Source organism: Streptomyces sp. NPDC002793, assembly GCF_040295485.1.
In the GTDB taxonomy this organism is placed as follows: domain Bacteria; phylum Actinomycetota; class Actinomycetes; order Streptomycetales; family Streptomycetaceae; genus Streptomyces.
In genome coordinates this window covers 25,028-50,481 of the sequence record NZ_JBEOVL010000050.1, presented here as the reverse complement: position 1 = coordinate 50,481, position 25,454 = coordinate 25,028, and the positions used below count along the sequence as shown (strand labels likewise).

Sequence of the window (25,454 nt, the reverse complement as noted above, 5' to 3'; positions counted from 1 at the left end):
GTGAAAGTCACCGTGGACCTGGAATCACGACCCGCACAGGCCATCGAAGGCATCGCCTACTTCACCGTCTCCGAACTCCTCCAGAACGTCAGCAAGCACGCCCGGGCCACCCGCGCCACGGTCGACGTATGGCGCACGGCCGACCGGCTGATGCTCCAGGTCACCGACGACGGGCGCGGCGGAGCCGGTGTGTCGACGGGCAGTGGTCTGGCCGGACTGACGGAGCGGCTGGACGCGGTGGACGGCGTCCTCGTCGTCGACTCCCCCGCCGGCGGTCCCACCACGGTCACCGCCGAGCTGCCCTGGCGGGGCTGAGACGTGGGCTCCGCATCCGAGCCCCGGACCTGACGCGCGGGCAGTGAGCCCGCGCACGGGCCGAGCGCAGTGCCCCGGCCGCCATCACGGCGGCCGGGGCACTGCGGCGCGTCCGGTGGAGCCGGAACCGCTGGTGTGCGGCCCGCCCGGGCGCCGATGCTGGAATGCTGGTCGGACAAGGGCGGCGCGCACAGCGCGCGTACACGAAGAACACCGACAGTGGGGGACACAACGTCGTGGAGGAAAGAGTGCGGGTCGTCATCGCCGAGGATTCGGTGCTGCTCCGGGAAGGTCTCACCCGGCTGCTGACCGATCTCGGGCACGATGTCGTCGCCGGGGTGGGGGACGCCGAGGCACTGATCAAGACGGTGAGCGACCTCGCGGGAGAGGACGCGCTGCCGGACGTCGTGGTCGCCGACGTACGGATGCCACCGACGCACACCGACGAGGGTGTGCGGGCCGCCGTGCGGCTGCGCAAGGACCACCCGGGCATCGGGGTGCTGGTGCTCTCCCAGTACGTCGAGGAGCAGTACGCCACCGAGCTGCTGGCCGGCAGCAGCCGCGGCGTGGGCTACCTCCTGAAGGACCGGGTCGCCGACGTCAGGGAGTTCGTGGACGCCGTGGTGCGGGTGGCGCAGGGCGGGACCGCGCTGGACCCCGAGGTGGTGGCCCAGCTGCTGGGACGCAGCCGCAAGCAGGACGTGCTGACGAGGCTCACACCGCGCGAGCGGGAGGTGCTCGGTCTGATGGCGGAGGGGCGTACGAATTCAGCCGTGGCCCGCCAGCTGGTGGTCAGCGACGGAGCCGTGGAGAAGCACGTCAGCAACATCTTCCTGAAACTCGGCCTGGCTCCCAGTGACGGGGATCACCGGCGCGTTCTCGCCGTTCTCACTTATCTGAACTCATGACAACGCGATGATCTACCCGTGATCATCTGGGTGGCCCACCGGCCGCGAACGACCCCTGGCTCACCTCGACCTAGGACGAAAGGATGAGTGTCGAAGGGGGTCCATCCAGTGATCATTGATCGATGGGCCGGAAAATGTGGCAAAGAGTGACGCATTCATGTCCCTAAAGGGCGTCCACCATATGACCGGTCCAAGGAAGGCGACCCTTACAGAAGTAAGGTGGGGCCTGGACCGCCGGCGGGCCGGCCGGTCCCGAGCCGCCGCCCCGAGGGAGGTCCAGTTCAGTGACCAGCCAGGTCAGTAGCCCAGCCGGAAAGTCCGATGAGGCCAGTGAGGCTGTCGTCGGGGAGCAGCGTGCCCCGCAGGTCGACGGTACGGGTGCCACCGAGAAGGAAGTACGCCGTCTGGACCGGGTGATCATCCGCTTCGCGGGTGACTCGGGTGACGGGATGCAGTTGACAGGTGACCGGTTCACGTCGGAGACGGCGTCGTTCGGGAACGACCTGTCGACGCTGCCCAACTTCCCCGCCGAGATCCGGGCACCCGCCGGCACGCTCCCGGGTGTGTCCTCGTTCCAGCTGCATTTCGCGGACCACGACATCCTGACACCGGGCGATGCGCCGAACGTACTGGTCGCGATGAACCCGGCGGCGCTGAAGGCGAACATCGCCGATGTGCCGCGCGGGGCCGACATCATCGTGAACACGGATGAGTTCACCAAGCGCCCGATGGCGAAGGTCGGGTATGCCGAGTCCCCCTTGGAGGATGGATCGCTCGAGGCGTACAACGTGCACCCGGTTCCGTTGACGACCTTGACGATCGAGGCGCTGAAGGAGTTCGGGCTTTCCCGTAAGGAGGCCGAGCGGTCGAAGAATATGTTCGCGCTCGGGCTGTTGTCCTGGATGTACAACCGTCCGACCCAGGGGACGGAGACATTCCTCCGGTCGAAGTTCGCCAAGAAACCGGCCATCGCCGAGGCGAATGTGGCGGCTTTCCGCGCGGGCTGGAATTTCGGCGAGACGACGGAGGATTTCGCGGTCTCGTACGAGGTCGCACCGGCGTCCCATGCTTTCCCGACGGGCACCTACCGGAATATCTCCGGAAATCTCGCGTTGTCGTACGGGCTGATCGCGGCGGGCCGACAGGCGGATCTGCCGGTGTACCTCGGCTCGTATCCGATCACTCCGGCGTCCGACATCCTGCACGAGCTCAGTAAGCACAAGAATTTCGGTGTGCGGACCTTCCAGGCGGAGGACGAGATCGCCGGGATCGGGGCGGCGCTCGGTGCCGCGTTCGGCGGGTCGCTGGGGGTGACGACCACGTCCGGCCCGGGTGTGGCTCTGAAGTCGGAGACCATCGGGCTGGCGGTGTCGCTGGAGCTGCCGCTGCTGATCATCGACATCCAGCGCGGGGGCCCCTCCACCGGTCTGCCGACCAAGACGGAACAGGCCGATCTGCTTCAGGCCATGTACGGGCGCAACGGTGAGGCGCCGGTCCCGATCGTGGCGCCGAGGACCCCGGCGGACTGCTTCGACGCGGCCCTGGACGCCGCCCGGATCGCGCTCACCTACCGGACTCCGGTCTTCCTCCTCTCGGACGGGTACCTGGCGAACGGCTCCGAGCCGTGGCGGATCCCCGAGGTGGACAGCCTCCCCGACCTGCGGACACAGTTCGCGACCGGGCCGAACCACGAGCTCGCCGACGGCACGGAGGTGTTCTGGCCCTACAAGCGGGACCCGGAGACCCTGGCTCGTCCTTGGGCCGTACCGGGAACCCCGGGCCTCGAACACCGGATCGGCGGGATCGAGAAGCAGGACGGCTCGGGGAACATCTCCTACGACCCGGCCAACCACGAGTTCATGGTCCGCACCCGCCAGGCGAAGATCGACGGCATCCAGGTCCCCGACCTGGAGGTCGACGACCCGGCAGGCGCGAAGACCCTGGCCCTGGGCTGGGGTTCGACGTACGGGCCGATCACGGCGGCGGTACGCCGGCTCCGCGCGGACGGCGAGACCATCGCGCAGGCCCATCTTCGCCACCTCAACCCCTTCCCGGGAAATCTCGGCGAGGTCCTGAAGCGTTACGACAAGGTCGTCGTCCCGGAGATGAACCTCGGTCAGCTCGCCATGCTGCTGAGGGCCAAGTACCTCGTGGACGCGCAGAGTTACACCCAGGTCAACGGAATGCCCTTCAAGGCCGAGCAGCTCGCCACAGTCTTCAAGGAGGCCAACGGTGCCTGACGCCAACGCCAACGAACTCCTTCAGCTCGTTCCCAAGGCCGAGGGCAAGCAGTCCATGAAGGACTTCAAGTCCGACCAGGAGGTGCGCTGGTGCCCGGGCTGCGGTGACTACGCGGTCCTCGCGGCCGTGCAGGGCTTCATGCCCGAACTGGGGCTGGCCAAGGAGAACATCACCTTCGTCTCCGGCATCGGCTGCTCGTCCCGCTTCCCGTACTACATGAACACGTACGGGATGCACTCCATCCACGGCCGCGCCCCCTCCATCGCCACGGGCCTGGCCACCTCCCGTCGCGACCTGTCCGTCTGGGTCGTCACCGGCGACGGCGACGCGCTGTCCATCGGCGGGAACCACCTCATCCACGCCCTGCGCCGCAACGTCAACCTCAAGATCCTGTTGTTCAACAACCGGATCTACGGTCTCACCAAGGGGCAGTACAGTCCCACCTCCGAGGTCGGCAAGATCACCAAGTCGACGCCGATGGGGTCGCTCGACGCCCCCTTCAACCCGGTCTCCCTCGCCCTGGGCGCCGAGGCCACCTTCGTCGCCCGTACCGTCGACTCCGACCGCAAGCACCTCACGAGCGTGCTGCGCGCGGCCGCCGACCACCCGGGCACGGCTCTGGTGGAGATCTACCAGAACTGCAACATCTTCAACGACGGCGCCTTCGAGGTGCTGAAGGACAAGGAGCGGGCCCAGGAGGCGGTCATCCGCCTCGAACACGGAAAGCCGATCCGCTTCGGGGCCGACGAGGCGAAGGGTGTCGTCCGCGACCCCCTGACAGGTGACCTGAGCGTCGTCGCGGTCACCGAGGAGAACCAGTCGCGGATCCTCGTCCACGACGCCCACAACCCCAGCCCCACGACCGCGTTCGCGCTGTCCCGGCTGGCGGACGCGGACACGCTGCACCACACGCCGATCGGAGTGCTGCGCAGCGTGGAGCGCCCGGTCTACGACACGTTGATGTCCGACCAGCTCGACGCCGCGACCGAGCAGCACGGCAAGGGTGACCTGAGCGCCCTGCTGGCCGGCAGCGACACCTGGACCGTGGTCGGCTGATCCGCCGTCACCCCTGCCCGACGAGGCCCGGAGCCGATCGGCTCCGGGCCTCGTCGTATGTCTCGCGGGCGGTCTCCACCGCGTCCAGCCGCCGCTCCACCCACCGGGCCAGGCCCCAGACCTGCTCCGCGGCCTCCCTGCCGAGCGGGGTCAGCGAGTAGTCCACCCTCGGCGGGATCACCGGCTTGGCGTCCCGGTGCACGAAACCGTCCCGCTCCAGGGTCTGCAGGGTCTGGGCCAGCATCTTCTCGCTGACGCCGCCCACGGTCCGACGCAGCTCGCCGAAGCGGTACGACCGCTCCAGCAGGGCGGCGAGCACCAGCACCCCCCAGCGGCTGGTGACGTGCTCCAGCACCAGCCGGGAGGGGCACATCGGCTGGTTGACGTTCACGACCTCACTTACGCTCATGCCTGTACCTTACTTCAAAGTGGGTACTGTCAAACAGAAAGTGCACCTCCTACAGTAAGTACGAAGCCGTACAGGATCAGCGCATCAGGAGGAACCCCATGAGCATCGTTGTCACCGGAGCCACCGGCGAGCTCGGCCGTCTCGTCGTCGAGCGGCTGCTCGCCACGGTCCCCGCGGAGTCGGTCGCGGCGGTCGTCCGCGACAAGGAGAAGGCCGCCCCGCTCGCCGCCCGGGGCGTGGAACTCCGCATCGCGGACTACGACCGGCCCGAGACCCTCGCCGATGTCTTCGGGGCGGGCGACCGGGTGCTGCTGATCTCGGCGAGCGAGGTCGGCCGACGCGTTCCGCAGCACACCGCCGTGGTCGAGGCCGCCAAGGCCGCGGGCGTCGCACAGCTCGCGTACACCGGCGTGCTCGGCGGCCCCGACGCCGACTTCCGGCTGGCCGCCGAGCACAAGGTGACCGAGCAGCTGATCCTGGACTCCGGGCTCCCCCACACCTTCCTGCGCAACGGCTGGTACACCGAGAACTACACGGCGAATCTGGCACCCGTCCTGGAGCACGGCGCCGTCGTCGCGAACGCGGGCGACGGGCGGATCGCCTCCGCCACCCGGGCCGACTACGCGGACGCGGCCGCCGCCGTACTGACCGGCGAGGGACACCTCGGCGCGGTGTACGAACTGAGCGGCGACGTGGCCTGGTCACTGACCGAGTACGCCGCCGTGGTCGCGGCCGCCACCGGCCGGGACATCGCCTACCGGAACGTCCCGGCCGCGGTCCACCAGGAGATCCTCGTCGGGGCCGGGCTGCCGGAGCCCATGGCCGCGATCCTCGTCGACGTCGACGAGGCCATCGCACGCGGTCTGCTCGCCGGGACGAGCGGCGACCTTGCCCGCCTGATCGGCCGGCCGACCACTCCCCTGGCCGAGACGGTCGCCTCGGCGGTCGCCGCCGCCTGAGCGGGCACGGCGACGCCTGTCATGACCGTTTCCCTGAGACGGCAATGACAGAGAGCCCTTCCCGGCGCTACGGTCGTGCAGTCGGCGGTCTGTCGACCGCAGCCGTCGCAGGAGTGCCAGGAGGGCCCGTGAAGGGGAAGAACGAACAGCGGGCCGGCCTGCTGTACGGAATCGGCGCGTACGGGATGTGGGGCCTCGTGCCCCTCTTCTGGCCGCTGCTGGAACCGTCGGGGGCCGTGGAGATCCTCGCCCACCGGATGGTGTGGTCGCTGGGCGTCGTCGGTCTCGCCCTGCTGTTCCTGCGCCGCTGGGCGTGGATCGGCGAGCTGATACGCCAACCCCGGCGGCTGGGGCTGATCGCGATCGCCGCTACGGTGATCTCGGTCAACTGGGGTCTCTACATCTGGTCCGTCAACAACGGCCATGTCGTCGAGGCGTCGCTCGGCTACTTCATCAATCCCCTGGTCACGATCGCGATGGGCGTCCTGCTGCTCGGTGAGCGGCTGAGGCCTGTCCAGTGGACCGCGGTGGCGACCGGCTTCACCGCGGTGCTCGTACTGGCGATCGGCTACGGGCAGCCGCCGTGGATCTCGCTGGTGCTGGCGTTCTCGTTCGCGACGTACGGCCTGGTGAAGAAGAAGGTCAACATGGGCGGCCTGGAATCCCTGGCCGCCGAGACGGCCGTGCTCTTCGTACCGGCGCTGGGCTTCCTGATGTGGCTCGGGGCGAGCGGCGACGCGACGTTCCTGGCCGGGGGTGCAGGCCACGGCGTACTCCTCGCCGTGACGGGGCTGGTCACCGCGATCCCTCTCGTCTGCTTCGGCGCCGCGGCGATCCGGGTACCGCTCTCCGTCCTGGGCCTCCTGCAGTACCTGGCGCCGGTGTTCCAGTTCGCGCTCGGCATCCTGTACTTCCACGAGGCGATGCCGCCCGAGCGGTGGGCCGGCTTCGCGCTGGTCTGGGTGGCGCTGATGCTGTTGACCTGGGACGCCCTGCGGACGGCACGGCGCACACGGTCGGAGGCCCTGCGGCTGGCCGTGCGGGCGGTGGAGGCCGCGGCGCCCGCGGGGGCGGCCCCCGTCACCGCGCCGGACGCGAACACCCCCACCGCCAGGTAGTCACCGGGCCGCTTTCCCGCAGGCCGCCGAAGCCGGATCCGATGAGTGCGCGGACATGGTGGACGGCACCCGCAAAGGCTGGTTGAGTGCCCGGATGGGGACGATCCTGAGGGGCATGAGGCACGTCCGGTGGCACGAGCTGCGCCATGCCCGGGGCTCCGCGTCCCAGGTCCCCGGGACGCTCTCGCGGATCGCGTGGGGCGACAGCGAGTCGGCGGAGGACGCGCTGAGCGATCTGGGGCGGTGGATCGGCGCCATGGCCGCGTTCGACGCCACGGCCGCCACGGTTCCGTTCCTGTGGGAACTCGCCGCCATGGAGACCGTCAAGGACCGCGCGGGCGTGCTCGGCCTGCTGGGGACGATCCTCGCCCACGGCCGGGCACACCGTTCCGAGTGGACCAGGGACGCCCACCTGGCGGTCCTGACCGGCCGGGTGACGGCCGAGCGGCTGGCCTCGGACGGTGATCCGGCGGTGCGCGCGGCGGCGGGGGATCTGCTGGTGGCGCTCGGCACGCACGTCTGCGAGGCCTGCCCGCCGACGGAGCCGACCGTCCGCGCAGGTCAGCGAGGTCCGGCGGAGCGCCGATCTCTCTAGGCTGATCCCATGTTCACGCCTCTCGCCGCATACACCATGGTCGCCACGGATCTGGACGGCACGCTGCTGCGTTCCGACGACACCGTGAGCCCGCGCTCCCGCGCCGCCCTCGTCCGCGCGGCGTCGGCAGGGGCACGGCATCTGATCGTCACGGGCCGTCCGGTGCCCGGCATACGCACCGTGCTCGCGGCCCTCGGCTACGACGGTCTCGCGGTCTGCGGGCAGGGCACCCAGGTGTACGACGCCGGGGCGGCCCGCATGCTGCGCTCGGTCACGCTGGACCGGGACCTGGCCGAGACCGCGCTCGGCAAGATCGAGGCCGAGGTGGGGCAGGTGTTCGCCGCGGTCGACCAGGACGGCGCCGAGGGCCGGACCCTGATCGAGCCGGGCTACCGCATGCCGCATCCCACGCTCCCCGCACAGCGCACGGAACGGCGCGAGGAGCTGTGGGCGGCGCCGGTCATCAAGGTGCTCGTACGCCATCCGGAGCTGACGGACGACGAACTGGCCGCGACCGCCCGTGGGGCGGTGGGCGATCTGGCGTCCGTCACGATGGCGGGCCCGGGCACGGTGGAGCTGGCGCCGTACGGCGTGGACAAGGGAACCGGCATCACGGAGGCGGCCGGACTGCTGGGCCGCGACCCCGCCGGCGCGGTGGCGTTCGGCGACATGCCCAACGACCTGCCGATGTTCCGCCTCGCGGGCCACCGGGTGGCGATGGCGGGCGCCCACGCGGAGCTGCGGGCGGAAGCCGACGAGATCACGTCGTCGAACGAGGACGACGGAGTCGCGGTGGTGCTGGAGCGGCTGTTCGCCTGAGAGCACGCTCCCGCCCGGAGACTCACGACCGAGCCCCGTGGCCGGAAAACATCTCCCCCGAACTTCATGCACATGCATATGATGCGTACGCAGGTAAAAGCCGCACGCACCTGAACGCCGCACGCGTCCAAGAGCCGTACGCACACTCCCTGGGGGCACACCATGAGCACGCGCACCTTCCTCTTCCTGCTCGGCAGCAGCCGCGCCGACGGCAACACCGAGACCCTCGCCCGTCTCGCGGCCGAACAGCTCCCGGCCGGCACGGAGCAGCGCTGGCTGAACCTGCGGGACCTTCCGCTGCCCGCCTTCGAGGACCGCCGGCACACGGACGGCCACTCCACCCCCACCGGGCACTCCGCGGCCCTGCTGGAGGCGACACTCGCCGCCACCGACGTGGTCATCGCCTCACCGCTGTACTGGTACTCGGTCTCGGCGTCCACCAAGCGCTACCTGGACGAGTGGTCGGGCTGGCTGGAGACTCCCGGAGTCGACTTCCAGCGACGGATGGCCGGGAAGACCCTCTGGGGTGTCACCGCGCTCGCCGACACCGACACGGAGGTCGCCGACCCCCTCACGGGGACGCTGCGGAATTCTGCGCACTATCTGGGGATGCGCTGGGGCGGGGTACTGCTGGGCAACGGCAGCAAGCCCGGTGACGTACTGACCGACACCGGCGCGGTGGCCGACGCGAAGGCCTTCTTCAGCTGACGCACTCCGCCGAGAGGGACCTCAGGACGTGCGACACCAGCGCGGCGACCGTCGCCTCGTCCTGGGCCGGCTTCCGCAGCACATGGCGGTAGTACACGGGGCCGTAGAGCAGCTCCACCGCGAGGCGCAGATCGGCCCCGGCGGGAATCTGCCCCTGATCCTGGGCCCGCCGCAGGCGCCCCACGGCGGCCTCGAAGCGAGGGTCGACCAACTGTTCGCGCACGGCCCTCGCGAGGGCGTCGTCGTGGTGCATCTCCGACAGGATCCCGGAGTACGCCGGCCCGTAGGGCGGCGTCGAGACCAGCTTCACCGCACCGTTGATGTGGGTCCGCAGATCCGCCGCGATGTCTCCGGTGTCGACGAACGGCGTGGCACCGATGAACACCTCGGCGAACGCCTCCAGCAGCACCGCGCCCTTGGACGGCCACCAACGGTAGATCGTCTTCTTGCTCACACCGGCGCGCGCGGCGATGGCCTCGACCGTGACCCGGCCGTACGCCTTCTCCGTACACAGCTCCAGCGCGGCGTCCAGCGTCGCCCGCCGCGACCTCTCGCTACGGCGCAGGGTACTCGGCGGTGTGATCATTCGGTGAGCATAGGGGGATTCACCCCACCGCTTATTGACAGGGCGTCGCCAAAAGTCGAACAATGACCAAGCTGGAAACGGAACGTACCGTGTCGTGACGTTCCGTGCACCACACCGTTCGTGCCGTTCGTGCCGCGACGAGCCGATCGGGGGACGGCTCGACCGGCCGACGGTACGGACGGCCTGTGCCGGGTCCCCTCAGACGCTGATGTCCTTCGTCGTGAAACGCGCCCAGGCCGCAGAGCCGAACACCGCCGCGTAGAGCGCCTGCAGACCCAGGTTCCTGACCATCTCGTCCCAGTAGACCGGTTCCCGCAGCAGGTCCGTGAAGGACAGCCAGTGGTGCGGGAAGAGATACGGATGGATCCCGTCCAGCTGGGGCATGGTGTCCAGGATCTGCACGGTGATCAGCACCCCGACCGTCGCCGCCATCGCCGCGATCCCGCTGTCGGTGAGGGTCGAGACGAAGAGGCCCAGCGCCGCGAAGCCGACGAGGGACACCGCCACCGCGATCGCGATCAGTCCGGCCCGCAGCAGTCCTTCGCCGAAGCCGATCCGAGTCCCCGAGATCGTCGTGACCTCCCCGACGGGGAAGAGCAGCGCCCCCGTCACGAGCGCCGACACCGCCACGACCAGGGTGGCGATCAGGCAGAACACCAGGACGGACGCGTACTTCGCGAGCAGCAGCCGGGTGCGGCCCGCCGGTGCGACCAGCAGATAGCGCAGGGTGCCGCCGCTCGCCTCCCCCGCCACGGAGTCCCCCGCGATGACGCCCACGGCCATCGGGAGGAAGACGGGAAGCGTCGCGGAGAGTGCCGCGAAGACCAGGAACAGACCGTTGTTGGTGACCTGGGCGAGGAAGGCGGGACCGCCGCCGCCCGGCCCGCCACCCGAACCGTCGCCCGTCTCGATCCGTACGGCGATCCCGATGAGCACGGGCACGGCCGCCAGCACCCCGAGCAGCGCAAGGGTGCGCCACCGGCGGAGGGTGGTGGTCAGTTCGGAGCGGAGGAGCCCGAGGGTCCACAGCGCACGGCGCGGTGTGCGGACCGCGGGGGCCGCCGTGAGTTCAGCCTGCGACATCGAATCCCTCTCCGGTGAGTGCGACGAAGGCGTCCTCCAACGAGGCCCGCTCGACGCCGAAGGCGCGTACGCGGACACCGTCGCGCACCAGGGCGGCGTTGAGGTCGGCGAGTTCCATCTCGCCCGGCGGCGCGTCGGCGCTCACCCGGTCCCCGTCGGTCACAAGGCCCGTGGCCCCGTGTTCGGCGAGGACGCGGGCCGCTTCACCGGCATCGGGGGTGGTCACGGCGAGCCGGCCCCGGGCGCCCGCCGCGAGCGCGGCGACCGGGCCCTGGACGAGGAGGCGGCCACGAGCCATCACCGCCGCGTGGGTGCAGACCTGTGCGATCTCGTCGAGCAGGTGCGAGGAGAGGAAGACGGTGGTGCCCTCGTCCGCCAGCTCCCGGACCAGGGAGCGGATCTCGCGCATGCCCTGCGGGTCGAGACCGTTGGTCGGTTCGTCCAGCACGAGCAGCCGGCGCGGCTGGAGGAGAGCGGCGGCCAGCCCGAGGCGCTGCCTCATCCCCAGTGAGTAGGCCTTGGCCTTCTTGCCGGCCGCGGCGGCCAGCCCGACCCGGTCCAGGGCGCTGCCCACCCGCGCGCGCCGGGTGCGGGGATCGGCCGCCGGGTCGGCGGAGTCGAAGCGTACGAGATTGTCGCGGCCCGTCAGGAACCCGTACAGCGCGGGCCCTTCGATGAGCGCGCCGACCTGCGGGAGCACCGTGCGGGCGGCGTCCGGCATGGGGCGGCCCAGGACGTGTGCGGTGCCGGAGGTCGGGTCGATGAGCCCCATGAGCATCCGGATCGTGGTGGTCTTGCCGGAGCCGTTGGGCCCGAGGAAGCCGAAGACGCTTCCGGCTGGGACGGCGAGGTCGAGCCCGTCGACGGCCACCTGTCCGCCGCGGTAGCGCTTGGTGAGCGCACGCGTCTCGATCACGGTGCCGGGCTCCGGCTCCGGCTCCGTGCCCCGTCCCGCCCTCGCCACCTCTGTGTCGGTCATGCGCACTCCCGGTCCTGTCGCTGCGCCGTGCACGGAACCGCCCCGCCGTACGGAGCGTACGACGGGGCGGGACCTGCGGTGCGTCCTACTTGGCGGCGTCGGCCGCCTTGACCAGCGCGTCCTCGGTGACCGCGCCGACGAAGACCTTGCCGTCGTCCGTCATCAGCGCGTTGACGAGGCGCGTCTTGAAGACCGTGCCCGAGCCGAAGTCCCCGGTGACCTCGTCACCGAGCGCGTCCAGGAACTGCTCTGCCTGCGGGGGTACGTCGCCGGAGCCCTGGGCGGGCAGCCCGGCCCCGCCCGGCAGCTCGATCTGTGCGACGGCGTTCCAGCCCTCGCCGATGACGTCGAGGCCCTTGAAGTCCTCCAGTGCGGACAGGTCCTCCTGGGCCTTCTTCGCCGCGCCCTTCTCCGCCGCCTCGGCCTCCAGTTCGTCGGCCTCCGTCACCTTCGCCCCCTTGGGCGGGGTGAAGGTGAAGGTGGAGGCCTCGGGCTTCGCGAAGTCGACCTGGGTGAAGCCGGCGTCGACGGCGGCCTTGCCGCCGCTGCTCGGGGCCAGTGTGAACTTCAGCGGGACGCCGGTCGAGGCGTCGACCGCGACCGTGACCGACCCGATCGTCGAACCGGACTGCTTGGGCTTGATGACGAGCTTGTAGGCGTCTCGCCCCGCCACCTGCGTCGTGCCGCCGACCGTGACGGACGTGGTGTCACCGACGGCGGCGAGCGCCTCCTCGGCGAGCTCCTTCGGAGTGGTCGGCACCCCTTCGGGCGCCTTGTGCTCCTCGGCCTTCCCACCCGCGCGACCGGTCCCGTCGGACTGCGCGTGGTAGACCTCGTTGCTCTCGCTGTCGTAGCCCCAGACGTCGTCCCCGTTGTGGACGAGGCTGTATTCGGAGCCCTCACCGAGGATGGAGAGGCGCTGCTTGTCGGGGCCGTCGACCGCGACGCGGAGCGTGTGCGTCCCGGAGGTGAGCTCCATCAGCTTGGTGTCGGGGGACGCGCTCGACTCGCCCGATCCCGTTCCCGCGCCCGGCGCGAAGGAGTCCGCCAGCCCGCCGAGCGACGGGATGCCGAGGTCCGTGCTGACCTTCAGCGTGCCGGAGAGCTGCTCCTCGTCCGATGCGGCGATCTTCTCGATGAGTGCCTGCGCGGTGATGCCGGGCAGTTCCGGGTCGCCCGAGTCCGCGAGCGCGGGGACGAGTCCGATCGTCGCCGCCGCCACCCCCGCGACCGCGAACGGGACGATGTAGCGCGCCGCCTTCCGACGGCCCACGACAGTGCCCGTGGCCTCGCCGTTGGTCTGTGCGCTGTCGTTCGGTGCCATGTGTGCTCTACCTCCGTGGTCGGCGGCTGCCATCCCTGTGCACGATTCCACTCCCCGCCGCCATTCTCACCCGATGTGGTCAGGAGTGGTTGTTCTCCATCTGACCAAATCGGGCGGCCACAAGCGTCAGCCCCCGGGAGCAACTGTGCGTACCTCTCCGGGATGACCCACCCTGACGAAAGACCCTAAGGGTCAGCCCGCGCGGTGCACCACGGCGTCGCACAGCTCCTCGAGCGCGGCCTTCGCGTAGCACTCGGGCAGGGGGGCCAGCGTGGCCCGGGCCTCCTGGGCGTAGCGGACGGTGTCGCGCCGCGCCTGTTCGAGTGCCGGGTGGGCGCGCAGCCCGCGCAGGGCCTCGGCGAGCCTGGCGTCGTCGGCGAGGTCGCCGTCCAGCAGCGCCACGAGCTCCTCGTCCTCCGCACGGCCCTCGGCCGCGGCCCGCGCACGCAGGTGGAGCACCGGCAGGGTGGGGATGCCCTCGCGCAGGTCGGTGCCGGGGGTCTTGCCCGACTCGTGGGAGTCGGAGGCGATGTCCAGGACGTCGTCCGCGAGCTGGAAGGCGATACCGAGGCGTTCGCCGTACTGGGTGAGGATGTCGACGACCGACTCGTCGGCCCCGGCCATCAGTGCGCCGAACCGGCCGGACACGGCGACCAGCGAGCCGGTCTTGCCGCTCAGCACGTCCATGTAGTGGTCCACCGGGTCACGTCCGTCGCGCGGGCCCGCCGTCTCCAGGATCTGACCGGTGACCAGGCGTTCGAACGCCTCCGCCTGGATACGGACGGCCTCCGGGCCGAGGTCGGCCAGGATGTGCGAGGCGCGGGCGAAGAGGAAGTCACCCGTCAGGACGGCGACGGAGTTGCCCCAGCGGGTGTTGGCGCTCTCCACACCGCGGCGTACGTCCGCCTCGTCCATCACGTCGTCGTGGTACAGCGTCGCCAGATGGGTCAGCTCGACGACGACGGCCGCAGGGACGACGCCCGGAGCGTCGGGGTCGCCGAACTGGGCCGCGAGCATCACGAGCAGCGGCCGGAAGCGCTTGCCACCGGCGCTGACCAGGTGCTGTGCGGCCTCCGTGATGAACGGGACCTCGCTCTTGGTGGCAGCCAGCAGCCCCGCCTCGACAGCGGCCAAACCGGCCTGGACATCGGCCTCAAGTGCCTGGTCCCGCACGCTCAGCCCGAACGGCCCGACGACGGTCACGAGGGGATCTCCTGTCTGCTGACGATCACACGGAATGTCGATGTGTCGCTGTCCTCACTCAAGTCAGCGTATCCGGTCCCCTTTGGATCACCGTGGGCGCCTTCCCGCCGCCGCCGGTATGTTCGACATCAGCTCATACGATCAGGAGTTGTCGCTTTGTCCCACACCGCGACCGGTACCGAACCGGTCCAGCCACCACCCGAAGACGACCAGGCCTTCTTCGGCCAGCCACGGGGTCTGATGACCCTGTCGGGACTGGAGGTCTGGGAACGGTTCTCGTTCCTCGGGATGCAGGCCATCCTGGTCCTCTTCTTCGCCGACAAGGTCTCCGACGGCGGCATGGGCATGGACCCGGGCACCGCCGCCTCCGTGTCCGCCGCCTACGGCACCCTCGTCTACCTCGTGTCCGTGGCGGGCGGCTGGCTGGCCGACCGCATGCTCGGCTCGTACCGCGCCGTCCTCTACGGCGGCATCCTCATCGCCTGCGGCCACTACGCCATGGCCGTGCCCACCGCCACGATGACCTGGGTGGGCCTCGGGCTGATCAGCGCCGGAACGGGCCTGCTCAAGCCCAACGTCGCCTCGATGGTCGGCAAGCTCTACAGCACCCGGGACCAGCGCCGGGACGCCGGCTTCGCGCTCTACTACATGGGCATCAACATCGGCGCCTTCGCCGGCCCCCTGGTCACCGGCTGGCTCGGCGACCACGCGAGCTGGCACTGGGGCTTCTCGGCCGCCGCGATCGGCATGACGCTCGGCCTGATCCAGTACGTCGCGGGCCGGCGTCACCTGGCCGGACGAAAGCACGCGGCGGAGTACGCCCTCGCGCCCGGCCCGATGCGCAGGGCCGTGCTGACGATCGTGGCCGGCATCGTGGCGGCCGCCCTGGTGGCCACCGCCCTGGCGCTGGCCGGCTGGCTCACGATGGACCGGTTCGTCGACGTACTCACCCTCGTCTCGGTGATCGCGCCCGTCGTGTACTTCGTCGTGATGTTCAGGAGCCCCCGGGTCACCCCGGAGGAGCGCGGCAGGCTCCGGCCGTACGTCGTGCTGTTCCTGGCCTCCGTCGTGTTCAACTTCATCCTCTTCCAGGCGTACTCGACGATGATGCTGCTCGCCTCGACGAACGCCCGCACGGAGATCTTCGGCTTCCACTTCCCGGCGAGCTGGTACGCCTCCGCGCTGGGAGCCTTCGAGGTCGCGCTGGCACCCGTCGTGGCCGCCGTCTGGGCCCGGATGGGGCCGCGTCAGCCACACGCCTCGAACAAGATCGCGATCGGGGTGATCCTCGGCGGCCTGTCCTTCCTCCTGATGGTCCTTCCGACCTCCGGCCACGCGGACGACACGTACGAGATGGCCGCCTGGTGGATCGTCGGCTCCTATCTGCTGCTCGGTCTCGGCGACATCCTGCTGGAGACCTCCGGCATGTCCGCCACCACGAAGCTCGCGCCCAAGGCGTTCGCCAGCCAGACCATGGCGCTGTGGTTCCTGTCGCTGGCCCTCGCCAACGGCATCCAGGCGCAGATCGTGAAGCTCTACGGCGAGGTCTCCATCCCCGCCTACTTCGGTGTCAATGGCGCTATCGCGGTGGTGGCCGGTGTGGCCGTCATCGCCGCCGCTCCCTGGCTCAAGCGCACCATGCACCCCGTCCACTGAGGTACCACCATGCACATCCGCACCGATTTCCCGTACGAGACCACCCACGAGGACCTCTACATCCCGTTGGCGGACGGCACCCAGCTGTACGCCAGGATCTGGCGTCCGGTCACCGACGAACCGGTGCCCGCGCTGCTGGAGTACCTGCCCTACCGGCTCAGCGACTGGACGGCGCCGCGCGACTGGCAGCGCCACCCCTGGTACGCGGGCCACGGCTACGCCTCCGTCCGCGTCGATGTGCGCGGACACGGCAACAGCGAGGGCATGCCGGGTGACGAGTACGACGCGACGGAGCTCGCCGACGGGGTCGCGGTGGTGCACTGGCTGGCCCAGCAGGAGTGGTGCTCGGGCCGGGTCGGCATGTTCGGCATCTCCTGGGGCGGCTTCAACTCGCTCCAGATCGCCGCGCTCGCCCCGGAACCCCTGAAGGCGGTCGTCACCGTCTGCTCGGCCGACGACCGGTACGACAACGACGTCCACTACATGGGCGGCTCCGTCCTCGGCGTGGACATGCACGCCTGGGCCTCCACCATGCTGGCCTTCGTCTCCCGGCCCCCGGACCCGGCGGACGTCGGCGACGACTGGCGCGACATGTGGCTGCGGCGGCTCGAAAAGGTGGAACCGTTCATCCATACGTGGCTGGCGCACCAGACCCGTGACGACTACTGGAAGCACGGCAGCGTCTGCGAGGACTACGGCGCCGTCCAGGCGAAGGTCCTGGCGGTGGGCGGCTGGCACGACCCCTACCGGGACACGGTCCTGCGGCTCGTCGAGCACCTGGACCCGGGGAAGGTACGCGGGCTGATCGGCCCCTGGTCGCACCAGTACCCGGACCGCGGACTGCCCCCGGGCCCCGCCATCGGCTTCCTTCAGGAGACGCTGCGCTGGTGGGACCAGCACCTGAAGGACAAGGACACCGGGGTGATGAACGAGCCCCTGCTGCGGTCCTGGATCAGCGGCTCGCACCCGCCCGCAACGGTCTACGAGACGCTGCCCGGCCGCTGGGTCGGCGACGCCCACTGGCCGTCCGAGAACGTCACTCCGGTGGCGTACGCCCTGGCGGGAGGGGAACAGACCGTCCACTCACCGCAGCAGACCGGCCTGGACGCGGGCCGCTTCTTCCCGTTCGGCAACGACGCCGACCTGCCGCCGGACCAGCGGGACGAGGACGCCAAGTCGGTGTGCTTCGAATTCCCCGTGGCGGACGCCCCCATCGAGATCCTCGGACGGCCCAGGGTGACGCTCCGCGTCCGCATGGACGTACCGCGCGGCCAGGCGATCGCCCGCCTCTGCGACGTGGCCCCGGACGGGTCCTCCACCCTGGTGACCCGCGGCGCCCTCAACCTGGCCACCCGGCACGGGCGCGACCGCGCCGAGGACTGGCCCGTCGGGGAGACCGAGGACGTCACCTTCGAGCTGAACGGCATCGGGCACACCTTCCCGCCCGGCCACCGGATCAGACTCGCCGTCTCGTCCTCGTACTGGCCGTGGATCTGGCCGCAGGCGGGCTCCGCGGGCTTCACCCTCGAAGCGGACGGGAGCCTCGTCGAACTCCCGGTGCGCCGGCACACCGAGGCCCCGGGGATCACCTTCGGCGAACCGGAGCAGTCGGAGCCGCTCGGCGTCGTCTTCCCCGCCACGCTCGACGAGCAGCGCCCCGAACGCCTGGTGGTCAGGGACGTCGCCAAGGGCGAATGGCGCCTGGAGGTCGACCCGCGCTACGGCGGCACGCGGGTCTACCCGGACGGGCTGGAGTTCACCGAGGACGCGCTGGAGACCTACACGATCCAGCAGGACGACCCGCTGTCGGCCAGGGCCCGTTCGGACTGGACGATCCGGCTGCACCGGCCCGAGATGGCCTGGGACGTGCGCGTCGAGACACGTTCGGAGACGAGCGCGGACGAGAACGACTTCATCACGTCCAACGAGGTCGTGTGCAAGGACGGTGCCGAGATCGTCTTCCACCGGACCTGGGAGAAGAGGATCCCGCGCACGGCGGGCTGACCAGGGGCGGGCTGACCAGGGTTAACACAGAACTTTCCGGGCATCACGGCTACTTGAGGCACTGCCGCCGAACGGCCGGGCCGACGTACCGTGTTCCTCAAGCGACTGGAAAGGGGCAGCGACAGATGCCCGAGCAGAGCAGCCCGCTCGACCTGGCCGAGGGCGATCCCTTCGGTCCGCACAACCTTCCGTACGGCGTGTTCTCCACCCCCGGGCACCCCGAGGACCGAAGGGTCGGAGTCCGCATCGGCCGGTATGTGCTGGACGCCGGAGCGGCGGCACACGCACTCGGTTCGCCGTACGCCAGACTGCTGGCGCAGCCCAGCCTGATGCCGCTGCTGGCGGCGGGGCGCACCGCGTGGCGCGACGTACGGCGGGCGTTGACCGGATGGGTGACGGTCCCGTCCCACCGCCCGGACCTGGAGCCACTGCTCCACCCGCTCGACTCGGTGACCCTGCACCTGCCGTACGAGGTCGCGGATTACGTCGACTTCTACGCCAGCGAGCACCACGCCACCAATGTGGGAAAGATCTTCCGTCCCGACGGGGCGGCCCTCACCCCCAACTGGAAGCACCTGCCGATCGGTTACCACGGCCGGGCCGGCACGGTCGTCGTCTCCGGCACGGACGTGGTGCGTCCTTCCGGGCAGCGCAAGGCACCGGCCGACCCCGCCCCGGTGTTCGGCCCCTCGGTGAAGCTGGACATCGAGGCCGAGGTCGGCTTCGTCGTGGGCGTCCCCTCGGAGCAGGGCTCCCCCGTGGCGCTCGGCGACTTCCGCGAGCACGTCTTCGGGCTCTCCCTGCTCAACGACTGGTCGGCGCGGGACATCCAGGCCTGGGAGTACGTGCCGCTGGGCCCGTTCCTCGGCAAGTCCTTCGCCACCTCCGTGTCGGCGTGGGTCACCCCGCTGGAGGCCCTGGACGCGGCCCGCACGGCACCGCCCGCCCGGGACGTCGAGCTGCTCCCGTATCTGGAGGACGCGGACGACGAGGAGCCGGGCGGCTTCGACATCCGGATCTCGGTGGAGATCAACGGGCAGACCGTCTCCGAGCCGCCGTTCGCCTCCATGTACTGGACGGCGGCCCAGCAGCTGGCCCAGATGACGGTGAACGGCGCCTCGCTGCGCACGGGCGACCTGTACGGCTCCGGCACCGTCAGCGGCGCCGAGCCCGGCCGGCGCGGCTCCCTGCTGGAGCTCACCTGGAACGGCCGCGATCCGCTGGACCTGCCCGAGGGCAAGCGGACCTTCCTGGAGGACGGCGACATCGTCACCCTGACCGCCTGGGCCCCGGGGCCGCACGGCACCCGGGTCGGACTCGGCGAGGTCACCGGACGGATCACGGCCGCGGCGTGAACCCCTGCGCCCGGGGCGGGCGGCGCGGGGCGAACGGGGCTGGTCAGGGCGGTGGTCATCGACGCGTGAGCCGCTCATACGTTTGGGCAGCCCTGGTCTGTTCGCGCCCGATACGCTGGAATCACCCGCGAGACTCCTTCGTATGGGAGCACTGATGAGCATCGAACCCGAGGCCCCCGAGCCACGGTGGGCGGTCCCGCCCGTGGGCGGCTGGACCGCCGATGACCTGGACACACTCCCGAATCTGCCTCCGCATACGGAGCTGATCGACGGGAGCCTTGTTTTCGTGAGTCCGCAGACCGTTTTCCATGAGCGTGCGATCGACTACCTGAAGTGGCAGTTGCAGTCGCTGGCACCGCTCGACCTGGAAGTCTTTCGCGAGTTCACCATCGACGTCGACTTCCAGAACCGGCCGGAACCCGATGTCGTCGTCGTGCGCGCGGACGCGGTCGAGAGCCTGCGGCAGACTCGGTTCCCCGCGAACAGTGTGCTGCTGGCGATCGAGGTCGTCTCCGACGAGTCCGTCACCCGTGATCGGGAGACCAAACCCGTGAAGTACGCGCGGGCGAAGATCCCGCACTACTGGCGAGTGGAGAACCAGGACGGTCGGGCGGTCGTCTACGTCTTCGAGCTCGAGCCTGCGACCGGCGCGTACACGTCCACGGGGATCTTCCACGACCGGATGAAGGTCTCCACGCCCTTCCCCGTGGAGCTCGACCTGGCCGCGATCGTCTCCCGCCGCCGCGCGGCCGACCCCCGATAACACGCCCCGCCGCCCCGGCTCACTCGAACTCGGGCGGCTCCTCGTCCCAGCCGAACTCCGGGTCCGCGTCCTGGGCGGCGGGGCGGGCCGCCGGCACCGGGGCCCGGGTCGGCTCGGGGGCCGGTTCGGGTGCCGCTGCGGGAGCCGCCTCCGGAGGCGTGGCGGCAGGGGCCACGTCCCCCAGCCCCGCCAGCACCTCCAGCACCCCCTCGCCGTACGTCGCGAGCTTCTTCTCGCCGAGGCCGCTGACCCCGCCCAGTTCGGCCAGGGACCCGGGGCGCAGCGCGGCGATCTCCCGCAGGGTCGCGTCGTGGAAGATCACGTACGCCGGGAGGCCCAGCTCCTTGGCCTGGGCGCCGCGCCAGGCGCGCAGCGCTTCGAAGACCGGGACGGCCTCGGCCGGGAGGTCGGCCACGGCCGCCGCCGACTTGGCCTTGCGCTCGCCCGTCCCGCCGGACCGGGTCGTGGGCCGCTTCGGCTCCTTGCGGAGCTGTACCTCGCGCTCCCGGCCGAGCACGGTGCCGCTCTCCTCGGTCAGCACCAGCGTGCCGTACTCGCCCTCGACGGCGAGGAGCCCCTGGGCCAGCAGCTGGCGCACGACACCGCGCCACTCCGCCTCGGCCAGTTCCTCGCCGATGCCGAAGACCGAGAGCTGGTCGTGGTCGAACTGGATGACCTTCGCGGTCCTGCGGCCCAGCAGGATGTCGATGATCTGCCCGGCCCCGAACTTCTGATTCCGCTCCCGCTTCAGCCGGACCACGGTGGACAGCAGCTTCTGGCTGACCACCGTGCCGTCCCAGGTCTCGGGCGGGGAGAGACAGGTGTCGCAGTTGCCGCAGGTCTCCTCGCCGGGCTCCTGGCCGAAGTACGTCAGGAGCTGGGCGCGGCGGCACTGGACCGTTTCGCAGAGCGCGAGCATCGAGTCCAGGTGCGAGGCCGCACGGCGCCGGAAGGCCTCGTCGCCCTCACCGCCCTGGATCAGCTTGCGCTGCTGGACGACGTCCTGGAGCCCGTACGCCATCCAGGCCGTGGACGGTGCCCCGTCCCGCCCCGCGCGACCGGTCTCCTGGTAGTAGCCCTCGACGGACTTCGGCAGGTCGAGGTGGGCGACGAAGCGCACGTCGGGCTTGTCGATGCCCATGCCGAAGGCGATGGTCGCGACGACGACCAGGCCCTCCTCGCGCAGGAAGCGCGACTGGTGGGTGGCGCGCGTCGCCGCGTCCAGGCCCGCGTGGTAGGGCACGGCCTCGATGCCGTTGCGGCAGAGGTACTCGGCGGTCTTCTCCGTCGAGTTGCGCGAGAGGCAGTAGACGATGCCGGCGTCCCCGGCGTGCTCCTCCTTGAGGAAGGTGAGCAGCTGCTTCTTCGGGTCGGACTTCCCCACGATGCGGTACTGGATGTTGGGCCGGTCGAAGCTGGCCACGAAGTGCCGGGCGTCGGGCATGCCCAGGCGCTGGGTGATCTCCCGGTGCGTGGCGTCGGTCGCCGTGGCCGTCAGCGCGATGCGGGGTACGCCGGGCCAGCGCTCGCCCAGCACGGACAGGGCCAGGTAGTCGGGGCGGAAGTCGTGGCCCCACTGGGCGACGCAGTGCGCCTCGTCGATGGCGAAGACGGAGATCTCACCGCGTGCCAGGAGCGCGAGGGTGGAGTCCAGGCGCAGCCGCTCGGGGGCCAGGTACAGGACGTCCAGCTCTCCGGCGACGAACTGGGCCTCCATCGAGCGGCGCTCGTCGAAGTCCTGCGTGGAGTTCATGAAACCCGCACGGACACCGAGCGCCCGCAGGGCGTCGACCTGGTCCTGCATGAGCGCGATCAGCGGGGAGATCACGATGCCGGTACCGGGCCTGACCAGGGCGGGGATCTGGTAGCAGAGGGACTTGCCGCCGCCGGTGGGCATGAGCACGACCGCGTCACCGCCCTCGACGACATGCTCGATCACCGCGCCCTGCTCGCCGCGGAACGTCTCGTACCCGAACACCCGGTGCAGCGTCTGCTGCGCGGCGCTCTCGGTCGTCACACTCATGGTCGCGCCCGTCCGTCCGTCTTCACCCGTCACCGGCAACCATAGGCGCCGCGTACGACAACGCCGGACGGCCTTGACTTTCCAAGGCCGTCCGGCGTCGCAGCGTGTACGTGCCGTTACCTCACGAACACCCCCGCCTGGCTCGCCAGGTCGAGGAAGTACTGCGGGGCCAGGCCGAGCACCAGGGTCACGGCGACTCCGACCGCGATGGTGGTCATCGTCAGCGGGGACGGGACGGCGACCGTCGGGCCGTCCGCCTTCGGCTCGCTGAAGAACATCAGGACGATGACCCGGATGTAGAAGAACGCGGCGATGGCCGACGAGATCACACCGACCACGACGAGACCGCTCGCACCGCCGTCCGCCGCCGCCTTGAACACGGCGAACTTGCCGGAGAACCCGGAGGTGAGCGGGATGCCGGCGAAGGACAGCAGGAACACGGCGAAGACCGCCGCGGTCAGGGGCGAGCGCCGGCCGAGACCGGCCCACTTCGACAGATGGGTCGCCTCTCCGCCCGCGTCCCGCACCAGTGTGACGACGGCGAAGGCACCCACGGTCACGAAGGAGTACACCGCGAGGTAGAAGAGGACCGAGGAGATGCCCTCCGGGCTGGCCGCGATGACACCCGCGAGGATGAAGCCCGCGTGCGCGATCGAGGAGTAGGCCAGGAGCCGCTTGATGTCGGTCTGGGTGATCGCGACGATCGCCCCGCCCAGCATCGTGACGATCGCGACACCCCACATGACGGGGCGCAGGTCCCAGGTGAGGCCGGGCAGCACCACGTACAGCAGGCGCAGCAGCGCGCCGAACGCGGCGACCTTCGTGGCCGCGGCCATGAAGCCCGTGACCGGGGTCGGGGCTCCCTGGTAGACGTCCGGGGTCCACATGTGGAACGGGACCGCGCCGACCTTGAAGAGCAGGCCCGCCAGGATCATCGCTCCGCCGATCAGCAGGAGCGCGTCGTTGCCCATGGTGCCGGCGAGCGCCGGGTCGATCTGCTGGACCGTGCCGTCGACGACGTTCGCGATGCCCGCGTACGACACGGTGCCCGCGTATCCGTAGAGCAGGGCGATCCCGAAGAGCAGGAACGCCGAGGAGAAGGCGCCGAGGAGGAAGTACTTCACGGCGGCTTCCTGCGACAGCAGCCGCTTGCGGCGGGCCACGGCGCACAGGAGGTAGAGCGGGAGGGAGAAGACCTCCAGCGCGATGAAGAGCGTCAGGAGGTCGTTGGCCGCGGGGAAGACCAGCATGCCCGCCACGGAGAAGAGGACCAGCGGGAAGACCTCGGTCGTGGTGAAGCCGGCCTTGACCGCCGCCTTCTCCCCGTCGCTGCCCGGCACCGCGCCGGCCTGGGCGGCGAAGGAGTCCACCCGGTTGCCGTGCGCGGCCGGATCGAGGCGACGCTCGGCGAAGGTGAAGACGGAGACCACGGCGACGAGCAGGATGGTGCCCTGGAGGAACAGGGCGGGTCCGTCGACGGCGATGGCGCCCATCGCGGCGATGTGCGCGTTCTTCGTGGCGTACCCGTCGGCGGCGAGCCCCACCACCGCGGCGAACGCGGCGGCGATCGCGACGACCGTCAGGACGACCTGGGTGGTGTAGCGGGCCCGTCGCGGGACGAAGGCCTCCACCAGGATCCCGATGATCGCGGCACCGACCACGATCAGGACCGGTGCCAGTTGGGCGTACTCGATGGTCGGAGCGGTGAACCTGTCGCCCGGGGCGGCCGATGTCACCCCGCCCGCCGTCGTCCACAGACTGTGGACAGCTGTTGCGCTCACTTGGCGGCCTCCACCTCGGGCTGGGGGTCCTTCTTCTGTACGTCGTGCATGGTGTGCTGCACCGCCGGGTTGACGACCTCGGTGAGCGGCTTCGGGAAGACACCCAGGAAGATCAGCAGGGCGATCAGCGGAAGGGCCACCGCCAACTCACGCACCTTGAGGTCGGGCATGCCCCCGATCCCCTCCCTGACCGGTCCGGTCATCGTCCGCTGGTAGAGGACGAGGACGTAGAGCGCGGCGAGCACGATGCCGACGGTCGCGATGATGCCGGCCACCGGGTACGCGCTGAACGCGCCGACCAGCACCAGGAACTCACTGACGAACGGCGCCAGGCCGGGCAGTGACAGCGTGGCCAGACCGCCGATGAGGAAGGTTCCCGCCAGGACGGGCGCCACCTTCTGCACCCCGCCGTAGTCGGCGATGAGCCGCGAGCCGCGCCGGGTGATCAGGAATCCGGCGACCAGCATCAGCGCGGCCGTCGAGAGCCCGTGGTTGACCATGTAGAGCGTCGCGCCGGACTGGCCCTGGCTGGTCATCGCGAAGATGCCGAGCACGATGAAGCCGAAGTGCGAGATCGACGCGTAGGCGATGAGCCGCTTGATGTCGCGCTGGCCGACGGCGAGCAGGGCGCCGTAGATGATGGAGATCAGCGCCAGGACGATGACCACCGGCGTCGCCCACTTGCTGGCCTCCGGGAACAGCTGGAGGCAGAAGCGGAGCATCGCGAAGGTGCCGACCTTGTCGACGACCGCGGTGATCAGGACGGCCACGGGCGTGGTCGCCTCCCCCATGGCGTTGGGCAGCCAGGTGTGCAGGGGCCACAGCGGGGCCTTCACCGCGAAGGCGAAGAAGAACCCGAGGAACAGCCACCGCTCGGTGGAGGTCGCCATCTCCAACGAGCCGTCGGCCCGGGCCTCGGCGATCTCGGAGAGCGAGAAGCTTCCCGCGACCACGTAGAGCCCGATGACGGCGGCCAGCATGATGAGCCCGCCGGCCAGGTTGTAGAGGAGGAACTTCACGGCCGCGTAGCTGCGCTGCGCCGCCGCGTTCTCGTCGGTGCCCGCGTGGGCCCGGTCCCCGAAGCCGCCGATGAGGAAGTACATCGGGATGAGCATGGCTTCGAAGAGGATGTAGAAGAGGAAGACGTCGGTGGCCACGAAGGAGAGGATCACCATCGCTTCCACCATCAGGATCAGGGCGAAGAAGCCCTGGGTGGGGCGCCAGCGGGAGGTCGTCTCCTCGTGGGGGTCCGCATCGTGCCAGCCCGCCAGGATGACGAAGGGGATCAGCAGCGCGGTGAGCCCGAGGAGGGCCATCCCGATGCCGTCGACGCCCAGTTCGTACCGGACGCCGAAGTCCTTGATCCAGGCGTGTGATTCGGTGAGCTGGTAGCGGTCGCCGCCCGGTTCGAAGCGGGCGAAGACGATCCCGGCCAGGACCAGGGTCGCCAACGCAACCACCAGGGCGAGCCACTTGGCCGCGGTGCGCCGGGCGGCCGGGACGGCCGCTGTGGCGATCGCGCCGATCGCCGGGAGCGCCGCCGTCGCTGTCAGGAGGGGAAAGGACATG

The 25,454-nt window shown here is 70.3% G+C and carries 22 protein-coding genes; 13 read left to right on the top strand and 9 right to left on the bottom strand.

What is annotated here, in order from left to right; translation table 11 throughout:
* From ABT001_RS31315 to ABT001_RS31300, 4 genes are all read left to right on the top strand, one after another.
* Positions 1-315 (top strand): sensor histidine kinase (locus ABT001_RS31315; protein ID WP_351284598.1); only part of this gene is annotated, 315 nt, incomplete at its 5' end.
* 248 nt (positions 316-563) lie between these two features.
* A complete protein-coding gene (locus ABT001_RS31310) occupies positions 564-1,223 on the top strand; it encodes a LuxR C-terminal-related transcriptional regulator (RefSeq protein WP_351284601.1) in 660 nt (219 codons plus the stop codon).
* A gap of 284 nt (positions 1,224-1,507) precedes the next feature.
* Positions 1,508-3,463, top strand: coding sequence for a 2-oxoacid:acceptor oxidoreductase subunit alpha (locus ABT001_RS31305; RefSeq protein ID WP_351284596.1), 1,956 nt, complete (start codon positions 1,508-1,510; stop codon positions 3,461-3,463).
* Positions 3,464-3,518: 55 nt separating this feature from the next.
* A complete protein-coding gene (locus ABT001_RS31300) occupies positions 3,519-4,520 on the top strand; it encodes a 2-oxoacid:ferredoxin oxidoreductase subunit beta (RefSeq protein ID WP_502967551.1) in 1,002 nt (333 codons plus the stop codon).
* Between the two features lie 7 nt (positions 4,521-4,527).
* Here ABT001_RS31300 and ABT001_RS31295 read toward each other — a convergent pair whose 3' ends face one another.
* The gene (locus ABT001_RS31295) at positions 4,528-4,929 is read right to left on the bottom strand and encodes a winged helix-turn-helix transcriptional regulator (RefSeq protein ID WP_351284591.1); all 402 of its coding nucleotides are present in this window, start codon (positions 4,927-4,929) and stop codon (positions 4,528-4,530) included.
* A 98-nt stretch (positions 4,930-5,027) separates the two neighbouring features.
* Between ABT001_RS31295 and ABT001_RS31290 the strand changes: the two genes are divergently transcribed.
* From ABT001_RS31290 to ABT001_RS31270, 5 genes are all read left to right on the top strand, one after another.
* Entirely contained in the window at positions 5,028-5,888 is an 861-nt protein-coding gene (locus ABT001_RS31290) for an SDR family oxidoreductase (protein WP_351284588.1), read from the top strand.
* A 128-nt stretch (positions 5,889-6,016) separates the two neighbouring features.
* Positions 6,017-7,006: an EamA family transporter RarD gene (gene rarD / locus ABT001_RS31285; RefSeq protein ID WP_351284586.1), complete on the top strand. Its 990-nt coding sequence runs from the start codon at positions 6,017-6,019 to the stop codon at positions 7,004-7,006.
* Between the two features lie 94 nt (positions 7,007-7,100).
* Positions 7,101-7,601 (top strand): hypothetical protein, encoded by a 501-nt coding sequence (locus ABT001_RS31280; RefSeq protein ID WP_351284584.1) that lies wholly within the window; start codon positions 7,101-7,103, stop codon positions 7,599-7,601.
* A gap of 9 nt (positions 7,602-7,610) precedes the next feature.
* On the top strand, positions 7,611-8,420 hold the full coding sequence (locus ABT001_RS31275; RefSeq protein WP_351284581.1) for an HAD family hydrolase: 810 nt from the start codon (positions 7,611-7,613) through the stop codon (positions 8,418-8,420).
* 162 nt (positions 8,421-8,582) lie between these two features.
* On the top strand, positions 8,583-9,128 hold the full coding sequence (locus ABT001_RS31270) for a flavodoxin family protein (RefSeq protein ID WP_351284578.1): 546 nt from the start codon (positions 8,583-8,585) through the stop codon (positions 9,126-9,128).
* On the opposite strand, the gene ABT001_RS31265 is transcribed toward ABT001_RS31270, so the two are convergent.
* From ABT001_RS31265 to ABT001_RS31245, 5 genes are all read right to left on the bottom strand, one after another.
* On the bottom strand, positions 9,121-9,714 hold the full coding sequence (locus ABT001_RS31265) for a TetR/AcrR family transcriptional regulator (RefSeq protein WP_351284576.1): 594 nt from the start codon (positions 9,712-9,714) through the stop codon (positions 9,121-9,123). The genes ABT001_RS31270 and ABT001_RS31265 overlap by 8 nt on opposite strands.
* Positions 9,715-9,912: 198 nt before the next feature.
* Positions 9,913-10,797, bottom strand: coding sequence for an ABC transporter permease (locus ABT001_RS31260; protein WP_351284574.1), 885 nt, complete (start codon positions 10,795-10,797; stop codon positions 9,913-9,915).
* The gene (locus tag ABT001_RS31255) at positions 10,784-11,776 is read right to left on the bottom strand and encodes an ABC transporter ATP-binding protein (RefSeq protein ID WP_351284572.1); all 993 of its coding nucleotides are present in this window, start codon (positions 11,774-11,776) and stop codon (positions 10,784-10,786) included. Before ABT001_RS31255 ends, ABT001_RS31260 begins: the two co-directional genes overlap by 14 nt.
* An 85-nt stretch (positions 11,777-11,861) precedes the next feature.
* Positions 11,862-13,100 (bottom strand): LolA family protein, encoded by a 1,239-nt coding sequence (locus tag ABT001_RS31250; RefSeq protein ID WP_351284569.1) that lies wholly within the window; start codon positions 13,098-13,100, stop codon positions 11,862-11,864.
* A gap of 192 nt (positions 13,101-13,292) precedes the next feature.
* Complete coding sequence (locus ABT001_RS31245) at positions 13,293-14,303, bottom strand: polyprenyl synthetase family protein (RefSeq protein ID WP_351284566.1); 1,011 nt, start codon at positions 14,301-14,303, stop codon at positions 13,293-13,295.
* Positions 14,304-14,459: 156 nt separating this feature from the next.
* On the opposite strand from ABT001_RS31245, the gene ABT001_RS31240 reads away from it, so the two are divergent.
* The 4 genes from ABT001_RS31240 (at position 14,460) to ABT001_RS31225 (ending at position 20,081) form a co-directional block, all read left to right on the top strand.
* Positions 14,460-15,959, top strand: a complete 1,500-nt coding sequence (locus tag ABT001_RS31240; protein WP_351284563.1) for a peptide MFS transporter — start codon at positions 14,460-14,462, stop codon at positions 15,957-15,959.
* A gap of 9 nt (positions 15,960-15,968) precedes the next feature.
* The gene (locus ABT001_RS31235) at positions 15,969-17,963 is read left to right on the top strand and encodes a CocE/NonD family hydrolase (protein ID WP_351284560.1); all 1,995 of its coding nucleotides are present in this window, start codon (positions 15,969-15,971) and stop codon (positions 17,961-17,963) included.
* A gap of 125 nt (positions 17,964-18,088) precedes the next feature.
* Positions 18,089-19,318 carry a fumarylacetoacetase gene (gene fahA / locus ABT001_RS31230; RefSeq protein WP_351284557.1) on the top strand — a complete coding sequence of 410 codons (1,230 nt, stop codon included), beginning with the start codon at positions 18,089-18,091 and terminating at the stop codon, positions 19,316-19,318.
* Positions 19,319-19,472: 154 nt separating this feature from the next.
* Positions 19,473-20,081, top strand: coding sequence for a Uma2 family endonuclease (locus tag ABT001_RS31225; RefSeq protein WP_351284554.1), 609 nt, complete (start codon positions 19,473-19,475; stop codon positions 20,079-20,081).
* A 19-nt stretch (positions 20,082-20,100) separates the two neighbouring features.
* On the opposite strand, the gene recQ is transcribed toward ABT001_RS31225, so the two are convergent.
* The 3 genes from recQ to ABT001_RS31210 all read right to left on the bottom strand — a co-directional run bounded on the left by recQ (position 20,101) and on the right by ABT001_RS31210 (position 25,453).
* Entirely contained in the window at positions 20,101-22,104 is a 2,004-nt protein-coding gene (gene recQ, locus ABT001_RS31220; protein ID WP_351284551.1) for a DNA helicase RecQ, read from the bottom strand.
* Between the two features lie 116 nt (positions 22,105-22,220).
* Positions 22,221-23,885 (bottom strand): NADH-quinone oxidoreductase subunit NuoN, encoded by a 1,665-nt coding sequence (nuoN, locus tag ABT001_RS31215; protein WP_351284548.1) that lies wholly within the window; start codon positions 23,883-23,885, stop codon positions 22,221-22,223.
* Positions 23,882-25,453 (bottom strand): NADH-quinone oxidoreductase subunit M, encoded by a 1,572-nt coding sequence (locus ABT001_RS31210; RefSeq protein WP_351284546.1) that lies wholly within the window; start codon positions 25,451-25,453, stop codon positions 23,882-23,884. Before ABT001_RS31210 ends, nuoN begins: the two co-directional genes overlap by 4 nt.
* Between the last annotated feature and the right edge of the window lies 1 nt (position 25,454).